Source organism: Ventrimonas sp., from assembly GCF_048380235.1.
Classification (GTDB): Bacteria; Bacillota; Clostridia; order Lachnospirales; family Lachnospiraceae; genus Brotaphodocola.
The window spans coordinates 37,145-54,133 of sequence record NZ_DBFCCJ010000050.1; the positions used below are offsets into that span (position 1 = coordinate 37,145).

The following is a 16,989-nucleotide window of genomic DNA, read 5'->3' on the forward strand; positions in this document are numbered from 1 at the left end:
CTGCATAAGAGAAAGGGGCATTTATGAAACATCATTCTACAGGCCGCCGCGGTCTTTTCTTTAAAATCAACGCACGAAAAAAGGGGATTGCCTTGATTCTCATTGTATCTCTGGCGCTCCCCTACGTGTCCACTGCATTTCTGGAACAGTATGAACAGCACCGGTCGCATCAGGCAGCCGAACAGCTTCAGGAAAAGCTGCAGCTGTCACTGGACGAGCAAAATGCTGCCCTGGATCATTTTTCTGAACTTGTGACCCAGAGCAATTATGATGAAGCACTTGATGAAATCAATCATCTGCTTGCACTGGACAGCGCTAATCCCCAGTATTACCTGAAACGAGCCGGACTTTATGTCCTGTTAAACCGGTCCGATGAAGCCATGGCCGATCTGGAAACCACTATCCGCCTGGCCCCGGATCTCTACGATGCAAGACAGCTCCGGGCACAGCTTCTGGAGGAAAACGGCAAATACGCCGAAGCCCGTACCGACTACGAAACCATGTACCAGATTGATCCATCCCAGACGGATGTACTGATGTACATCGCAGACTGTTACCAGCAGCAGATGGACTACGAAAATGCCATCACCGCTTACAACAATGCGGAAAAAGCACTCCCGGAATATGCCGATGCAATTGCCTATGCCCGCGGTGTCTGCCGTTATTCCCTTGAAGATTTTGAGGGTGCTCTCGCCGATTTTCAGAAATATGCCGTCGCAAAGCCAGAGGACGGAGAACTGAATTTCCTCATTGGCTCTTCCTACATGAACCTGGAACAGGAAGAAGCCGCGGAAAGCTATCTCCGAAAAGCCTATGAACAGGGTGCTTACCTGGCTGAATGCAATTTCTACCTTGGTTCCATCAGCATGAACCGGGAAGACTATAAAACGGCTATTCCGTATTTCACTGCCGCAATCGAGGGAAACTGCTTTGCGGATTTTGCCTTCTACAACCGAGGAGTCTGCTATCTTCATACAGATGAAGCCAGTCTGGCCAAAGCTGATTTTGAGTATGTGATGGAACATTCCACGGATTCTCAGCTCATGTCCGATACCAAAGATATCCTGGACCAGCTCAGCCGATAACCCGCGGCAGGACCAAACACCAGTCCGGATGCAGCAAAAATACCGCAAAAGCCCCTGCTAATCGCGGCAAAACACGGCAAAACACGAAAAAACAGTTGAAAAACAGCGGTTTTTAGTATAGAATATAGTAGATTAATCGCGAGTACGCAAATTCAAGGAGGAATATCACATGATTTCAGCAGGTGATTTTAGAAACGGCATTACCCTGGAAATCGAGGGTAACGTATACCAGATCGTAGAGTTCCAGCATGTAAAACCGGGTAAGGGTGCTGCTTTCGTAAGAACCAAAATCAAAAATGTTATGACCGGTTCCGTAGTAGAGAGAACCTTCCGTCCGACCGAGAAGTTCCCGTCTGCAAGAATCGACCGTGTTGATATGCAGTATCTGTATGAAGATGGCGATCTGTACAACTTCATGAACATGGACAACTACGAGCAGATGGCTCTCGCAGCAGACGTGATCGGTGATGCATTAAAGTTCGTTAAGGAGAATGAGATTGTTAAGATCTGCTCTTACAATGGTAAGGTATTCTCCGTAGAGCCGCCGTTATTCGTAGAGCTTGAGATCACCAACACCGAGCCGGGCTTCAAGGGTGATACCGCACAGGGCGCTACCAAGCCGGCAACCGTTGAGACTGGCGCAACCGTATACGTTCCGCTGTTCGTTGACAACGGTGATAAGATCAAGATCGACACCCGTACCGGTGAGTATCTGTCCAGAGTTTAATACTCCGCACAGTTTTGGATCTGAACTGATTGAATGCAAAAGAGGCAATTCCATTTTCAGGAACTGCCTCTTTTTTATTGTTATGATTTGTTTTGCATTTCACGCTTATAGAAGTGCAGCACCACTGCCTCCAGATAGCGCTTCAGCACGATCTGGATTTCTTCTTTGGGGTTGATGGGTTTTACCAGGATTCCGTAGATTCCGGCGCGGTTTGCACCGTACACATCGGTAAAAAGCTGGTCACCCACAAACAGTACCTCCTCTTTGCAAAGCCCCATCTCCTCTACCGCACGATTATAATTCTTCACGCCCGGTTTTCCGGCCTTGTAAATATAGGGTGACTGCACCTGCTCCGCAAAGGACTTCACCCGCGGTTCTTTATTATTCGACAGCAGAAGCGTCTGAAATCCCAGACTGTGAAGCCTCTGAAACAGGGCCAGTGCCTGCTCGTCCGCCGGAGCCCCATGGGGAACCAGAGTATTATCAATATCAAATATAACTCCCCTCTTCCCTTTTTCTCTCCAGTCCTCCCAGTTAATACCGTAGGTGCTGTCCACCCATTCCTTCGGGTAAAATGGTTCTAATATCACAGTTGTACTCCCGTCTTACTTTCTCTTATTTTCCAGAAGCTTTCCAAGCTCCTCCATAAAGGTGTTCACGTCTTTGAACTCCCGGTAAACAGACGCAAAACGCACATAGGCAACTTCGTCCAGCTGTTTTAACTTCTGCATGACCAGTTCGCCGATGGCAGAAGTCTCCACCTCCCGGTCCTCCATGGTAAAGATCTCGTTCTCAATTTCATCGATCATCTGGTTGATCTGCTGGATGGAAACCGGACGTTTATGGCAGGAATGAACCACACCCGACTCGATTTTAGAACGGTCATACGGTTCTCTTGTCTGGTCTTTTTTGATGACCATAAGCGGCATGGTTTCCAGTTTCTCATATGTGGTAAAGCGCTTTCCGCAGACTACGCACTGACGACGGCGGCGAATGGAGCTGTTATCCTCTGCCGGTCTGGAATCAATGACCTTGGTATCTGCTGCGTTGCAAAATGGACACTTCAAGTTATTTTCCTCCTGTGTATCACTTTTGTCATTATTTTAACCCATCCTTTGCACAGGTGCAAGTAGTTTTGAAACCCGAAACCGTCTGCCCACTGCACAAACCTAGTCACACTTGCACGGCTTTTCGATGTCCTTTAGCTTCCTGACTTCAACCAGAATGATATCATCCCCAATCTGGCACACATCCTTAAACGGAATGATATACTCCTTCTCCCGCCCAAAAATCCCGCACAGGCACCCGGGTCCCGGGACGATCAGATGCGTGATGCAGCCGTTTTCCGGATTAAATTCTACATCGCCCACAAAGCCCAGCTTTTTACAGTCACAGATGTTGATGACTTCTTTTTTTTTAAATCAAAAATACGCATAGGCCACATCCGGAATGAAACGTCCTTACTGTAGTCTATGCGTATAGTTTCCAGGCAGTTCCTGAAAACTGTCTGATTTTATTACATCTGCTTAGCGATTAGAATAACGGAACTACTGCACCCTCGTAGGTCTGCTCCATATACTCCTTCACTGCATCGCTGGTCAGGGCCTCAATGAGAGCTTTGGTCTTCTCATCATCTTCTTTACCCTCCTGAACTGCTACCACGTTTCCGTAGGTGGTTGCTGCCTCAGAATCAGAAGCCTCCACTGCCAGAGCATCAGATACCTTTAAACCAGCCTCAATTGCGTAGTTGCCGTTGATGACTGCGATGTCAACATCCGGAAGGGAACGCGGAACCTGTGCAGCCTCAACCTCAAGGATATCAAGGTTCTTCGGATTCTCAACAATGTCTGTCTTGGTTGCCTTTAAGCCTGCACCATCTGCCAGCTTTAACAGGCCCTGTGCTTCCAGAAGCAGCAGTGCGCGTGCCTCGTTGGTCGCATCGTTCGGAACAGCCACCTTTGCGCCATCTGCCAGCGCATCCAGAGTTGCGGTCTTGCCTGCGTAGATGCCGAACGGCTCGTAATGGATCTTGCCTGCGCTGACTAACTTGGTTCCTCTCTCCTCATTGAACTGCTCCAGATACGGAAGATGCTGGAAATAGTTTGCATCCAGATCACCAGCGTCCAGTGCCAGGTTCGGCTGAACGTAGTCGGTATACTCAACGATCTTTAAATCATAACCTTTCTTTGCAAGTTCCTCTCTTGCAGCCTCCAGAATCTCTGCATGGGGAGCCGGGCTTGCACCTACAGTCAGTTCCTTTAAATCGTCAGTCTTTGCTTCTGCTTCACTGCTCTCTGCCTCTGCTGCGGTAGTCTCGGCTGCCTCTGCCTTTGTCTCTGCTGCAGTCGTCTCAGCCGGTTTGCTGCCACCACATGCGGTCAGGGCTGCTGCTGCTAAAAATGCTGCTGCGATTACACCAATGTTCTTTTTCATAATACTTATCCTCCTCGATCAATAATTTTGATTTATATGGCCTTTAGCCGACAGCCGTCCTGCGGCTGCTAAATCCATTTTAACGTATTCTCTTGTCGCTGTTTCTTGCCAGTCTCATGCCGATTTCCTGAATGATCTGTACGATGATGACCAGGATCGCTACCGTCACCAGCATAATGTCGGTCTCATAACGGTAATAACCGTAGTTGATCGCGATACCTCCCAGTCCACCGCCGCCGACCGCGCCTGCCATGGCAGAATAGCCGAGTATGGTGGTGGTGGAGATAGCCGCTCCGATCAAGAGAGACGGCTTTGACTCTGGAAGCAATACCTTCCAGATGATCTGAAAGGTGGAAGCTCCCATGGATTTTGCTGCTTCAATGACACCTGCATCGATCTCCTTGAAGGAGGATTCTACCATACGGGCAATATAAGGAGCTGCAGAGGCCACCAGCGGCGGTACCACTGCCCTCCAGCCCAGGCTGGTTCCCACCAGTTTTCTGGTAACCGGAATCATCATGATCAGAAGAATGAGAAACGGTACCGACCGGAGCAGGTTGATGATCAGTCCCAGCACCTTCTGCAAGGCCGGGATGGGACGAATGCCCTCCTTGTCGGTCACCACCAGGATGATGCCCAGCGGAATTCCGATGATATAGGAAACGATGGTGGAAATGATCACCATACATAAGGTTTCTCCGATTCCGTTCCGAATCAGTTCTAAAATCTGCTGACTAAATAGCATCACTGTTCACCTCCTCATACGGCACCTGCACGGTCTTTAAATAATGCAGGGCTCTCGCCGCGTCCGCTTCATCCTCCGGCAGCTGAATGATCATCTGACCATAAGCCGTGCCGCCAATATCCTTCGTGGAAGCGTACAGGATGTTCACCGGGACCTTGCTGGCCAGGATCATATTGGCCAGAACCGGCTCCATGGAGGATCGTCCGTCGAAGGTGATGCGGATCTTTCTGGATTTGTCGAATCTTACATTTTCCACCGCATCGCCCAGAATTAACTGACGGCCAATCTTAGACTTTGGCTCAGAAAAGATTTCTGATACCCGGCCATACTCAGCAATCTGGCTGTGGTCGATGATGGCCACCCGGTCACAGATGGCTTCAATGACCGCCATCTCATGAGTGATTACAATCACGGTAATGCCTAAGTCCCGGTTGATCTGTTTGATCAGCTGTAAGATCGACTTGGTCGTGTTCGGGTCAAGGGCACTGGTAGCCTCGTCACACAAAAGCACCTTCGGGTTTGTTGCAATGGCCCGGGCAATGGCCACTCTCTGACGCTGTCCGCCGGAAAGCTGTGCCGGATAAGCCTTTGCCCTGTCCTCCAGTCCCACAAGCTTTAACAGCTCCATGGCGCGCTCTTTCGCCTGCTGCTTTGGAATTCCCGCAATCTCCATGGGGAAGCACACATTCCGGAGAATATTTCTCTGGGCCAGCAGGTTGAACTGCTGGAAGATCATTCCCATGGACTGTCTTGCCTTTCTCTGTCCGGCATCATTTAACGCCGCCAGATTTTCTCCCTCAAACAATACCTCACCGGAGGTCGGGATCTCCAGCATGTTGATGCATCGCACCAGCGTGCTCTTTCCTGCACCGGAAAGTCCGATAATTCCGAAGATTTCTCCACGCCTGATTTCCAGATTAATGTCATCCAGGGCTTTGACCGGCCCGTTGGCCGTTTTGAATTCCTTGCCCATGTGCTTTAACTGGATAATGGTTTCCTCTAATGCCATACTCTTTTCCTTTCCCTGTGATACGGAAATGACGGATTTTCCTATGAAATAAAAATGCCGTAAACCTGCAACAGGCTTACGGCTTAGAATGCGTTCTCGTCTCTGATTTTATGCTTCTTCTATGCTCTTTCCTGACCCTGCAGATTACTGATGAAATTGATTGCATACAAACATACGGCACATGTCCATCATCATGCCGCACATCATAGCCATATTCATCTGCATGGTCTTAACCTGAGTCATAGCTGATTCCTCATTTCCGTAGTATGTTTTTACTACCCTATGTGGCGTATTCTACGCCAGGGAAAGGGGTTTGTCAAGAGATATCTGTAAATTTGTTGAGACCGTTTTTCTCTGCAATGCAGGCTCGAAAATGCTTCGCATTGCTCATTTAAATCACATAGTCGCCGCCATCTTCGGTCTTCATCAGATCGGCAATGGTATAGCTGTCAAAAAATTCATTGATCACGCTGTTTAAACGGGTCCACATAGGCAGGGTCCGGCAGTGCGGCGCTATTTCGCAGAGCTTGGCACCTGCCTCCAGACAGCTTACCGGCGCCAGGGAGCCTTCCGTCAGGCGCAAGATTTCTCCTACTTTATAATCTTCCGGCGCCCTGGACAGGCGGTATCCGCCGCCTTTTCCCTGGGCACCTTCCACAAAACCGGATTTCGACAGGTTGGACATGATAGATTCCAGATATTTCTGAGAAATGTCCTGTCTCTGTGCCACCTCCTTTAACGGAGTAAATGTCCCCGTGGCATGTTCTGCCAGATCGATCATCACGCGCAGTGCATATCTTCCTCTTGTTGAAATCATCATAATCCCCAACCATCCTTCTCATATTCAATCTATCGTTCTATAACGCTCCGTTACCCTCACAGTTTCCTGTTAATCTGCAAATAACGGAGTAGACAGGTAGCGGTCTCCGGTATCCGGGAGCAGCACTACGATTGTCTTACCCTCATTTTCCGGGCGTTTTGCCAGCTCTATGGCAGCCCAGAGAGCCGCGCCGGAGGAAATTCCTACCAGTACGCCTTCATTCTTTCCAACTTCCTTTCCGGTTGCAAACGCGTCATCGTTGCTGACCGGAATAATCTCATCGTATATCTTGGTATCCAGCACTTCCGGTACAAAGCCGGCTCCGATTCCCTGGATCTTATGTGCTCCTGCCACACCAGTGGAAAGCACTGCGGAGGAAGCAGGCTCTATCGCAACCACCTTGACATCCGGGTTTTTGGACTTTAAGAAACGTCCGGTTCCGGTGATGGTGCCTCCGGTACCGACACCTGCCACAAAATAATCTACCCGGCCATCGGTATCCTCCCAGATTTCCGGTCCGGTGGTCTCAAAATGTGCCCTGGGATTTGCCGGATTCACAAACTGTCCTGTCACAAATGCATTCGGAATTTCCCTGGCCAGTTCATCTGCCCTGGCAATCGCTCCCTTCATGCCCTTTGCCCCCTCGGTGAGGACAAGCTCTGCACCATACGCCTTCATTAACTGGCGGCGCTCCACAGACATAGTTTCCGGCATTACGATTATGATGCGATAGCCGCGGGCTGCAGCCACAGACGCCAGACCAATTCCTGTATTGCCGGAGGTCGGTTCAATGATCACGGAATCCGGTTTCAGCTGACCGCTTGCCTCAGCAGCATCGATCATAGCCTTGGCAATGCGGTCCTTTACAGAACCTGCCGGATTCAAATATTCCAGTTTTGCCAGGATTTTTGCCTTTAAACCAAACTTTTTCTCAATGTTTGTGAGCTCCAGAAGCGGGGTTTTACCAATCAGCTGATCTGCGGAAGTATAAATTTTTGCCATCCTGATGTCCTCCTTGCATTATGCACCGTTATTATTTTACTGCTTCAAAGCCATGTTTCAGATCGTCAATAATATCATCGATATGCTCGGTACCGATGGAAAGACGGATGGTAGTCGGCTTGATACCGCATGCCAGCAGGCCTTCCTCATCCAGCTGGGAATGGGTGGTGGATGCCGGATGGATCACCAGAGACTTCACATCAGCCACATTTGCAAGCAGGGAGAACAGCTCCAGACTCTCCGTAAATTTCTTTGCGGTATTGACATCGCCTTTGATCTCAAAGGTAAAGATGGAGCCTGCTCCGTTCGGGAAATAGCGGTCATACAGCTCTTTCTGACGACCGGTAGACAGGGACGGATGATTTACCTTTTCTACCTGTGGATGATTCTTTAAGAAATCTACAACCTTCAGTGCGTTCTCTACGTGACGCTCTACTCTTAAGGACAGAGTCTCCAGCCCCTGCAGTAACAGGAAGGAGTTGAACGGAGAAATGGTAGCACCCAGATCTCTCATCAGAGTTGTACGGAGCTTCGTGATGTAGGCAGCATTCCCGCATGCCTCAGTAAATACGATGCCATGATAAGATGGGTTTGGCTGGCTTAATCCCGGGAATTTGTCGTTCTGTGCCCAGTCAAACTTGCCGCCGTCCACAATAACACCGCCCATTACGGTACCGTGGCCGCCCATAAACTTGGTTGCGGAATGTACCACGATATCAGCACCATGCTCCAGCGGACGGAGCAGATATGGAGTAGCGAAGGTGCTGTCTACAATGAACGGAATGCCGTGACGGTGAGCGATCTCTCCGATTGCCTCGAGATCGACCACATCTGAATTCGGGTTGCCAAGCGTCTCTGCATAGAGCAGCTTGGTATTCGGCTGAATGGCTTTTTCAAAGTTTTCCGGATCGGCCGGATCCACCAGGGTAGTAGTGATTCCCTGCTCCGGCAGTGTGTTTTCAAACAGGTTGGTGGTTCCGCCGTACAGGTTGGTGGAGGATACGATATGATCTCCTGCCTTTGCAATATTCTGGATTGCGTAAGCGATCGCTGCGGAACCGGATGCGGTTGCCAGTGCTCCGATACCGCCCTCCAGGGCTGCAACTCTCTTCTCGAAGACATCAGAGGTCGGATTCATCAGTCTGGTGTAAATGTTGCCCGGCTCAGTCAGCGCGAAGCGTCCTGCCGCCTGTGCGGAATCCTTGAATACATAAGAGGTGGTTGCATAGATCGGTACGGCTCTGGAGTCTGTTGCCGAATCTGCATTTTCCTGTCCTACGTGAAGCTGAAGAGTCTCAAACTTGTAATTCTTGCTCATGGTATGTACCTGCCTTTCCATTCATCCATAACGGTTCCGTTACTTAAGATCGTGTTTTAAATTACCCTGTATTTCCATAGGTGATTCGTTGTTCTGTATTATAGCCACCATAACCTACTATGTCAATAGGTTTATCGGTGTTTTTTGAAAATACAACAGAATACAAAAAAGCAGCAGTAAAATGAATCACATTTTACTGCTGCACTCTCATCCATTTCGTATTCGTTTTGATAACAGATCAGCCGCACAGATCCACAATCGCCTGCGCGAATATCTTTGCGCTTACCAGAAGCTCGTCTACAACTGCGAACTCATCCGGTCCATGCATCTTGTTGTCAGTCTCCGGCATAGCTGCGCCGAATGCCACGCCATTTTCCAGATGATGAACATAAGTGCCGCCGCCCAGTGCCTGACACTCGCCCTTACGGCCGGTATACAGCTCGAACGCAGCCAGCAGGGTCTTTACAAAATAGGAATCTGCAGATACATGATGCGGTGGGATCAACGCCTTGTTTAACAAAGTAAGACCCTGCTCTGCCATGCGTGCTCTTACAACCTCAAGCACATTCTCATCGTTCCCGCATACCGGGATACGGCCGTCAAACTCACCATCCATGCTTACTGCATCTACGGTCAGCATGTTGAAGGAGAGGGTAAGATTTCCGGAAAGCTCATCCTCCATAGCCACACCCAGGGTCTTTCCGTTTACATCGCCATGTGGGAACAGGGATGCTGTTTTTCTGACCATGTCAACCTGCGGGCAGGATGCAAAATCCAGTTTTCCAAGGAACACCAGAAGGCCGGTCAGCGCATTATTGCCCACATCTGGAGTAGAGGCGTGAGCACCGATTCCGGTGGCGGTAATTTCAGTCACTGTTCCTTCTGCCGCAAACTCAAAACTGATGCCGGTCTCTTCCTTTGTCTCGGCCGCAGCTTTTTCCAGCGCTGCCATCTCAAAGCCCTCTACCGCAGCCTTCGCCTTGCCAGGAACAACATTCACCTTAGTTCCTGCCTTGATAGAAACCAGTCTCGGAAGTGCATCGGATGCTTCAAATCCAGCAGTAAAATGGCCCGGAAAACGTCCCTTTTCCGTATTAACCAGCGGATATTCCGCATCCGGAGAAAAGGTCATCGGCGCTTCTTTTTCAATGCTGTAGTAATGGCGGATATCGCTGCTGCCGCACTCTTCATCCGTTCCCAGGATCAGGCGCACGTTTTTCTTCAACGGAATACCAAGCTCTTTGACTGCGCGCATCGCGTAAAGGGCAGCCACTGCCGGTCCCTTGTCATCTGCGGTGCCGCGTCCGTACAGCTTTCCATCCTTTAATACCGGCTTGAACGGCTCGGTCACAGTCCAGCCTTCCCCGGCCGGTACAACATCCAGGTGTGCCAGGATATCCAGCTGATGAGGAAGCTCATTCATATCCACACAGCCTACATAGCCATCGTAATCGCAGGTCTCAAAGCCATAGCCTTCTGCCATGTCCAGTGCCATGTCCAGACACTCAGCAGTGCCAGGCCCAAACGGCATATCCTCCTCTACCGGCATCTTCTCGCTGTTGACACGGCAGAGCTCGCAGATATCTTCCAGCATCTCGTCTTTATGCGCGTCTACCCACGCGCTGATTTTCTCTTTATACATAACAAATTCCCCCTGAATTATTTTGTCATTGCTGCCAGAGTCTGGTTTACCAGCTTGCCGTCTGCCTTGCCCTTTACCCTTGGCATCAGGACCTTCATGATCCTGCCCTTGTCTGCCGCGGTCGGCTGCTCAATACCAAGCTCTGCCAGTACACCCCTGATCACCTCAGTGATCTGCTCTTCATTCATATCTTCCGGAGCGAACTCTTTATATACGGCAAGTCTTGCGGCAGCCTCCTCACGGATGTCGGTGCGGTCTGCCGGAGCCAGGTCGTAGGTCTCCTGAGTCTGGCGGATCTCTTTCTTTACAACTGCATTCTCCTCATCCTCAGTCAGCTCTTCACGTTTGTCGATCTGCGCGTTCTTCAGTGCGGAAAGCAACATGGACAGGGAATCTTTTCTTGCCTTGTCTTTTGCCTTCATAGCCTCTACCATTGCAGCTCTTACTACGTCAATCTTGCTCATATCGTAACACTCCTTTTCTGTTTTATTTGCTTTTAGTTGCGTCCGAATTCACTCAGCTTCAGTCCCGGATTACGGTCCTCCACCATGCCAATGCTCCAGCTGTTGACAAAGATCAGCAGCGGATTGTCCTTTAAGTCCTTGATGCGCTTCATGTCGGAGGTTCCCTGGATCTTGGCTACATCCACCTCGTCCTTATTCTCGATCCAGCGGATATACTCGTATGGCAGCTTCTCCAGCTTCACCTCTACATTGTACTCATTCTCCAGTCGGTAGGTCAGAACCTCAAACTGCAGCTCGCCGACTACGCCGACAATGATCTCTTCCATACCGGTATTGAACTCCTGGAAGATCTGGATCGCGCCCTCCTGGGCGATCTGGCTGACACCCTTTAAGAACTGTTTGCGCTTCATGGTATCGATCTGGCGCACGCGGGCGAAATGTTCCGGAGCGAAGGTCGGGATACCCTCAAACTCAAACTTCTCGTTGGACAGGCACAGCGTATCTCCGATGGCAAAAATACCCGGATCGAATACGCCGATGATATCGCCGGCATAGGCCTCGTCCACGATCTTTCTGTCCTGCGCCATCATCTGCTGCGGCTGGGACAGACGGATCTTCTTGCCGCCCTGAACGTGGTTTACCTCCATACCGGCCTCGAACTTGCCGGATACAATACGCATGAACGCGATACGGTCACGGTGCGCCTTGTTCATATTTGCCTGGATCTTAAAGACAAACGCGGAAAAATCATCGGTAAACGGACTGATTTCTCTTGTGATAGCCCGTCTCGGCAGCGGAGAAGTAGTCATCTTCAGGAAATGCTGCAGAAAGGTCTCTACACCAAAGTTGGTCAAAGCGGAACCGAAAAATACCGGAGATAAATTTCCGCGGCTGACACGTTCCTGATCAAACTCATCGGCTGCACCGTCCAACAGCTCGATCTCATCTAAGAGCTGCTGATGGTAATCTGCTCCGATCACAGATTCAACATCGGTTCCCTCTACCGGGAAAGTCTGGGACGCAATCTCCTTCTGTCCTCCCATGGCAGCCGTGAAGGTCGTGATAGTCTTTTCGTGGCGGTCATACACACCCTTGAAATTCTTTCCGCAGCCGATCGGCCAGTTGATCGGACAGGTGCGGATGCCAAGCACGTTTTCGATCTCGTCCATCAGCTCAAAGGGATCTCTCGCCTCACGGTCCATCTTGTTGATGAAGGTAAAGATCGGGATGCCTCTCATGACACAGACCTTAAACAGCTTGATGGTCTGGGCCTCAACACCCTTGGATCCGTCGATGACCATGACCGCGCTGTCGGCAGCCATAAGGGTACGGTAAGTATCCTCAGAGAAGTCCTGATGTCCCGGGGTATCCAGGATGTTGATGCAGTAGTTATCATACTCAAACTGCATAACGGAAGAGGTAACGGAAATACCTCTCTCCTTCTCGATTTCCATCCAGTCGGAAACTGCATGCTTTGCAGCCTTTCTTCCCTTTACGGTACCGGCCAGGTTGATGGCACCTCCGTAAAGAAGGAATTTCTCAGTCAGGGTTGTCTTACCGGCATCTGGGTGGGAAATGATCGCAAAGGTTCTTCGTTTCTTAATTTCTTCTGTAATATTTGACAAAAATAAGTCCTCCGTTCTATAGGTGAAAGCGGTCTGAATCCATCCGCTTTTTCTGTTCGTTTCAGTTAGCTGACTGCGCAGCTTCCGCGCAGTTACTCCAATCTTACATTTTATCAGACATACTGCGCTTTGACAAGAGTCAGAGTTGCCGGAAACCATGGCATTTTCATTGAAAAATTCCTGATTTTAATGCTTTCCGTCAAAGATCCGGTTCAGCAGCTCATGCGCCACCTGGTCCTTGCTCATCAGCTCCAGCTCCTCTGCGCCATCTTTTGTGATGACAGTCACAAGGTTCGTGTCCGTTCCGAATCCGGCTCCGGCTGTGCGCAGGCTGTTCGCCACGATCATGTCTACATTCTTTTTCGCAAGCTTTGCCCGGGAATTTTCCAGCATATTCTGAGTTTCCATGGAAAAGCCGCAAAGCACCTGTCCCTCTCTCCGGTGGGCTCCAAGCCATGCCAGAATATCATCGGTGCGTTCCAGTTCAATATTCATGTTGCCATCGCTCTTTTTCGTTTTCTCGGCTCCGACAACAGCCGGACGGTAATCTGCCACAGCCGCTGCCTTGATAATGGCATCCTGCTCTGCGCTGACAGAAGTTACCGCGTCAAACATATCCTTCGCACTGATGACCGGCACAAGCCTCACCCCCAGCGGCGCCTTTAAATCTACCGGTCCGCTTACCAGAATCACCTCTGCTCCTCTTCTGGCTGCTGCCCTTGCAATGGCATAGCCCATCTTTCCGGTGGAGTGATTGGTGATATAGCGCACCGGATCAATGGCCTCCCGTGTTGGCCCGGCCGTTACCAGAACCTTCTTTCCAGCCAGATCTTTCTCACAGGCAAGTTCCTGTAAAATATACTCAAACAAAGTCTCCGGCTCCGGCATCTTTCCGGCTCCGGTATCGCCGCAGGCCAGATAGCCACTGGCCGGTTCAATCACATGCATGCCGTATTTCCGGCAGATGTTCAGATTGTCCTGGGTGATGGGATTTTCATACATCTGGGTGTTCATGGCCGGAACGATATACTTCGGACTCCTGCAGGCCAGAAATGTGGTAGTCAGCATATCATCTGCAAGACCGTGCGCCACCTTCGCGATCACATTGGCCGTAGCCGGAGCGATCATAAAGATATCTGCCTGCTTGGCCAGAGAGACATGCTCCACCTGAAACTCAAAATTCCGGTCAAATGTATCTACCAGGCATTTTTTCCCGGTCAGAGTCTCAAAGGTGGTCGGGGTGATAAAATTCGTTGCATTCTGTGTCATGATCACCCGCACATTGGCATGCTGTTTTACCAGCATACTGGCCAGATTGGCAATTTTATAAGCAGCAATTCCGCCGGTCACACCCAATACTACGGTTTTTCCTTTTAACATAAGAACCTCCTCGTTCTTCTTCAGATCAGTCATATTTTATGAGTATAGCATATTTTACCGGACAGGAAAAGGGTGAAGTGGATCGCTCCTTTTTCAATTGTCATTCCCTGTAAAATGTGATAGGATGTAAAATAATATACAGGCTTTTGCACCTGTGGGCCATCACCATTTATCATAAATAGAAGGAGTTTTTTCCATGATTTTAGCACTGGATATGGGAAACAGCAACATCGTCATTGGCTGTATCGATTCCCAGAAAACTTATTTTGTAGAGCGTGTCACCACTGACCACGCCAAAACCGGAACCGAATATGCAATTAATATTAAAAATATTCTGGAGATCCATCAGATCAACCCTGCTGACATTGAAGGAGCTATCATGTCCTCCGTTGTTCCGCCGTTAAACGCAGCGATTTCTTCTGCTGTAAAGAAAATCCTGGGCTATCACCCGATGCTGGTAGGCGCCGGCATCAAAACCGGCATGAACATCATCATGGATAACCCGAAAACCGTCGGAAGCGATATGATCGTAGATGCCGTAGCTGCCATCAGGGAATACCCGGGTCCGATCATCATCATTGATATGGGTACCGCAACTACCATGTCCGTTGTGGATAAAAACGGCAACTATATCGGCGGCATCATCTATCCGGGTCTTCGCGTTTCCCTGGACTCCTTAAGCAGCAAGACGGCACAGCTTCCGTCCATCAGCCTGGACATTCCGAAGCGCGTCATCGGCAAAAACACCATCGACTGCATGCGCAGCGGCATCATGTACGGCAACGCCGGCATGATCGACGGCATCCTGGAGCATATGGAAGAAGAGCTGGGCGAACCGGCTACCATCATCGCCACCGGCGGTCTCTCCCGCTTCGTGGTTCCGCTCTGCAAACACAAAATCATCTATGACGATGCCCTGCTCCTGAAGGGGCTCATGATCATTTACGAAAAAAACAAGGCATAATCCCTATCACTTTGCCCGCAAAGCAGAGCAGGAAGAACCTTAACTGTTCTTCCTGCTCTGCTTTTATTCCATGATCAATTTTTCTATTATGCAGTAGTGTTTTTTCGTCTCACGGTCATAATTGATTCCAGCCAGAAGCAGATTTCCGCGATACTCCTTCAGCGCATTTACATACTGCTTTTCTTTAATCTGGGCAATTGCCCCCTCTGCGGTCTTATCCCATTTTAATTCCACGACAATCGCAGGTTTATCCGCATATAATTTTCTCGGAATATAGCAAATATCTGCATAGCCTTTTCCTGTGGGCAGTTCGCGGATAATCGTGTAATATTTCCTTGCAAAATAAAGAGCAAGATTTATGGTACAGCTCAGAGCATTTTCATCATTGCACTGCAGAATAGAAATTTCCTGATGTGCCTGCTCAATTCCCTGCGCCACTGTATCTGCATCCATATTCCACAATGCCTGAAGAAGTTTTCTGGACGCCTGAACTGCGTCCATAACTTCATGCCATCTCATGGTACTGATGGCATGAATATATTCCTGAGAAACTTCTTTGTTTGGAATTGCTACCGTTTCATTCTCACTGTCATAGGTCAGATAGCCCAAATGTACCAGCAGTGTGAGGACATCATCTTTAGAAGAAAAGCTGGTCATGTCATTGGCAAATGTTCCGGTATTGATTGGGACTGTTTCTCCGGCCAGCATCTGTACCACTGCATCCTTTAATCCATCCAAATTCATTTGAATGTAAAGTTTCAAAGCTTCATAGGTTTCTGTCTGATTCCAGTAAGTTCCAAATTTGTGGCGCAGCATTGCCTCCACAACAGATTTCGGACTGTACATGGAATAGCAGATGTCACCGTCTTTGCTGTGCTGTATCAGGCCGTAACCATCATACCAGGCTCTGGCCTCTTCATAATTCATCTGGTAAGTTTCGCATAATGTCTGAACCTCATCTTTCGTAAATCCGAAATACGGGGCCATATCTCCTGGTTCTGTCATAGAATACTCGGTAAACATATTAAGTGCAGAATGGGAACCGTATTTTTTGACCGGAAGGATTCCTGTCATGTAAGCCAGAGCCACATAGCTCTGATCCTTCAGCCAGGCTCTCAGAAAATCCAGATATTTTTTCTGAGCCTCCTCACTGTGTTTGTATTCCCGAAACAGGCAGTCCCACTCATCAATCAAAATCACAAACGGATGTCCGGTATGAGAATAGACATCTTTCATCACCTGGATCAGGCTTTTCTCATCACGAAAACGTACCTGATGATATGCATCCAGCAGATCAAAAATCAGAAACTTCTGAATTCGCTCCAGCATTTCATCTACATTCTTCGTTCCGCTTAAAAATTCCTGCATATTCAGTTTGATAACATCGTACTGATTCAAATGTATTCCATATGATTTCTGACTGCTGATTTCCAGATGTTCAAAAAGCGCAGAGGAATCAACACTTCTGTCATAATAAGCGGCCAGCATATCTGCTGCCACCGACTTTCCAAATCTTCTCGGACGACTGACACAGATAAAACGCTGCATAGTATTCAGATAGCGGTTTGTCACATCAATCAGCATACTTTTATCCACAAAAATCTGCGAATTTACCGCCATTTTAAACAATGCATTTCCCGGATTCAGATAACTTCCCATTCCACACCTCCCGCCTGTCCATAAACAGATGCTGATTCATTCTGATTTCTATATATTAACCATATTATATCCCAGCAGGTTCCATATCACAAGGAAGAAAAAAGTTCTGCACTTTG

General features: G+C 49.1%; 17 protein-coding genes. 3 read left to right on the plus strand and 14 right to left on the minus strand.

The window, feature by feature from the left end; translation table 11 throughout:
* Nucleotides 1–23: 23 nt before the first annotated feature.
* Nucleotides 24–1,085, plus strand: coding sequence for a tetratricopeptide repeat protein (locus ACMP1L_RS08445; protein ID WP_418452673.1), 1,062 nt, complete (start codon nt 24–26; stop codon nt 1,083–1,085).
* Between the two features lie 169 nt (nt 1,086–1,254).
* Nucleotides 1,255–1,812, plus strand: a complete 558-nt coding sequence (efp, locus tag ACMP1L_RS08450) for an elongation factor P (protein WP_118732776.1) — start codon at nt 1,255–1,257, stop codon at nt 1,810–1,812.
* Nucleotides 1,813–1,892: 80 nt separating this feature from the next.
* On the opposite strand, the gene ACMP1L_RS08455 is transcribed toward efp, so the two are convergent.
* The 13 genes from ACMP1L_RS08455 to coaBC form a co-directional block, all read right to left on the minus strand.
* A complete protein-coding gene (locus ACMP1L_RS08455; RefSeq protein ID WP_418452712.1) occupies nt 1,893–2,399 on the minus strand; it encodes a YqeG family HAD IIIA-type phosphatase in 507 nt (168 codons plus the stop codon).
* Nucleotides 2,400–2,417: 18 nt separating this feature from the next.
* Entirely contained in the window at nt 2,418–2,879 is a 462-nt protein-coding gene (gene nrdR, locus ACMP1L_RS08460) for a transcriptional regulator NrdR (protein WP_418452674.1), read from the minus strand.
* A gap of 102 nt (nt 2,880–2,981) precedes the next feature.
* Nucleotides 2,982–3,182, minus strand: coding sequence for a PRC-barrel domain-containing protein (locus tag ACMP1L_RS08465; protein WP_475544532.1), 201 nt, complete (start codon nt 3,180–3,182; stop codon nt 2,982–2,984).
* A 163-nt stretch (nt 3,183–3,345) separates the two neighbouring features.
* Entirely contained in the window at nt 3,346–4,245 is a 900-nt protein-coding gene (locus ACMP1L_RS08470; protein WP_177303971.1) for a MetQ/NlpA family ABC transporter substrate-binding protein, read from the minus strand.
* Nucleotides 4,246–4,324: 79 nt separating this feature from the next.
* On the minus strand, nt 4,325–4,990 hold the full coding sequence (locus ACMP1L_RS08475) for a methionine ABC transporter permease (RefSeq protein ID WP_418452675.1): 666 nt from the start codon (nt 4,988–4,990) through the stop codon (nt 4,325–4,327).
* Nucleotides 4,980–5,999 carry a methionine ABC transporter ATP-binding protein gene (locus tag ACMP1L_RS08480; protein WP_418452677.1) on the minus strand — a complete coding sequence of 340 codons (1,020 nt, stop codon included), beginning with the start codon at nt 5,997–5,999 and terminating at the stop codon, nt 4,980–4,982. Before ACMP1L_RS08480 ends, ACMP1L_RS08475 begins: the two co-directional genes overlap by 11 nt.
* A gap of 391 nt (nt 6,000–6,390) precedes the next feature.
* On the minus strand, nt 6,391–6,819 hold the full coding sequence (locus ACMP1L_RS08485) for an RrF2 family transcriptional regulator (protein ID WP_118732781.1): 429 nt from the start codon (nt 6,817–6,819) through the stop codon (nt 6,391–6,393).
* Between the two features lie 69 nt (nt 6,820–6,888).
* Nucleotides 6,889–7,821 carry a cysteine synthase A gene (cysK, locus tag ACMP1L_RS08490; protein ID WP_418452678.1) on the minus strand — a complete coding sequence of 311 codons (933 nt, stop codon included), beginning with the start codon at nt 7,819–7,821 and terminating at the stop codon, nt 6,889–6,891.
* 31 nt (nt 7,822–7,852) lie between these two features.
* Nucleotides 7,853–9,139, minus strand: a complete 1,287-nt coding sequence (locus tag ACMP1L_RS08495) for an O-acetylhomoserine aminocarboxypropyltransferase/cysteine synthase family protein (protein WP_118732783.1) — start codon at nt 9,137–9,139, stop codon at nt 7,853–7,855.
* Nucleotides 9,140–9,377: 238 nt separating this feature from the next.
* Entirely contained in the window at nt 9,378–10,781 is a 1,404-nt protein-coding gene (locus tag ACMP1L_RS08500; RefSeq protein WP_418452679.1) for a Sapep family Mn(2+)-dependent dipeptidase, read from the minus strand.
* 17 nt (nt 10,782–10,798) lie between these two features.
* Nucleotides 10,799–11,245 (minus strand): GatB/YqeY domain-containing protein, encoded by a 447-nt coding sequence (locus ACMP1L_RS08505; RefSeq protein ID WP_418452681.1) that lies wholly within the window; start codon nt 11,243–11,245, stop codon nt 10,799–10,801.
* A gap of 32 nt (nt 11,246–11,277) precedes the next feature.
* Nucleotides 11,278–12,870: a peptide chain release factor 3 gene (locus tag ACMP1L_RS08510; RefSeq protein WP_118732786.1), complete on the minus strand. Its 1,593-nt coding sequence runs from the start codon at nt 12,868–12,870 to the stop codon at nt 11,278–11,280.
* A gap of 186 nt (nt 12,871–13,056) precedes the next feature.
* Nucleotides 13,057–14,250 (minus strand): bifunctional phosphopantothenoylcysteine decarboxylase/phosphopantothenate--cysteine ligase CoaBC, encoded by a 1,194-nt coding sequence (gene coaBC, locus ACMP1L_RS08515; protein ID WP_418452682.1) that lies wholly within the window; start codon nt 14,248–14,250, stop codon nt 13,057–13,059.
* 196 nt (nt 14,251–14,446) lie between these two features.
* Here coaBC and ACMP1L_RS08520 point away from each other — a divergent pair, with 196 nt between their 5' ends.
* Complete coding sequence (locus ACMP1L_RS08520; protein WP_118732788.1) at nt 14,447–15,214, plus strand: type III pantothenate kinase; 768 nt, start codon at nt 14,447–14,449, stop codon at nt 15,212–15,214.
* A gap of 63 nt (nt 15,215–15,277) precedes the next feature.
* On the opposite strand, the gene ACMP1L_RS08525 is transcribed toward ACMP1L_RS08520, so the two are convergent.
* Nucleotides 15,278–16,873 carry an AAA family ATPase gene (locus ACMP1L_RS08525; protein ID WP_418452683.1) on the minus strand — a complete coding sequence of 532 codons (1,596 nt, stop codon included), beginning with the start codon at nt 16,871–16,873 and terminating at the stop codon, nt 15,278–15,280.
* Nucleotides 16,874–16,989: the final 116 nt, after the last annotated feature.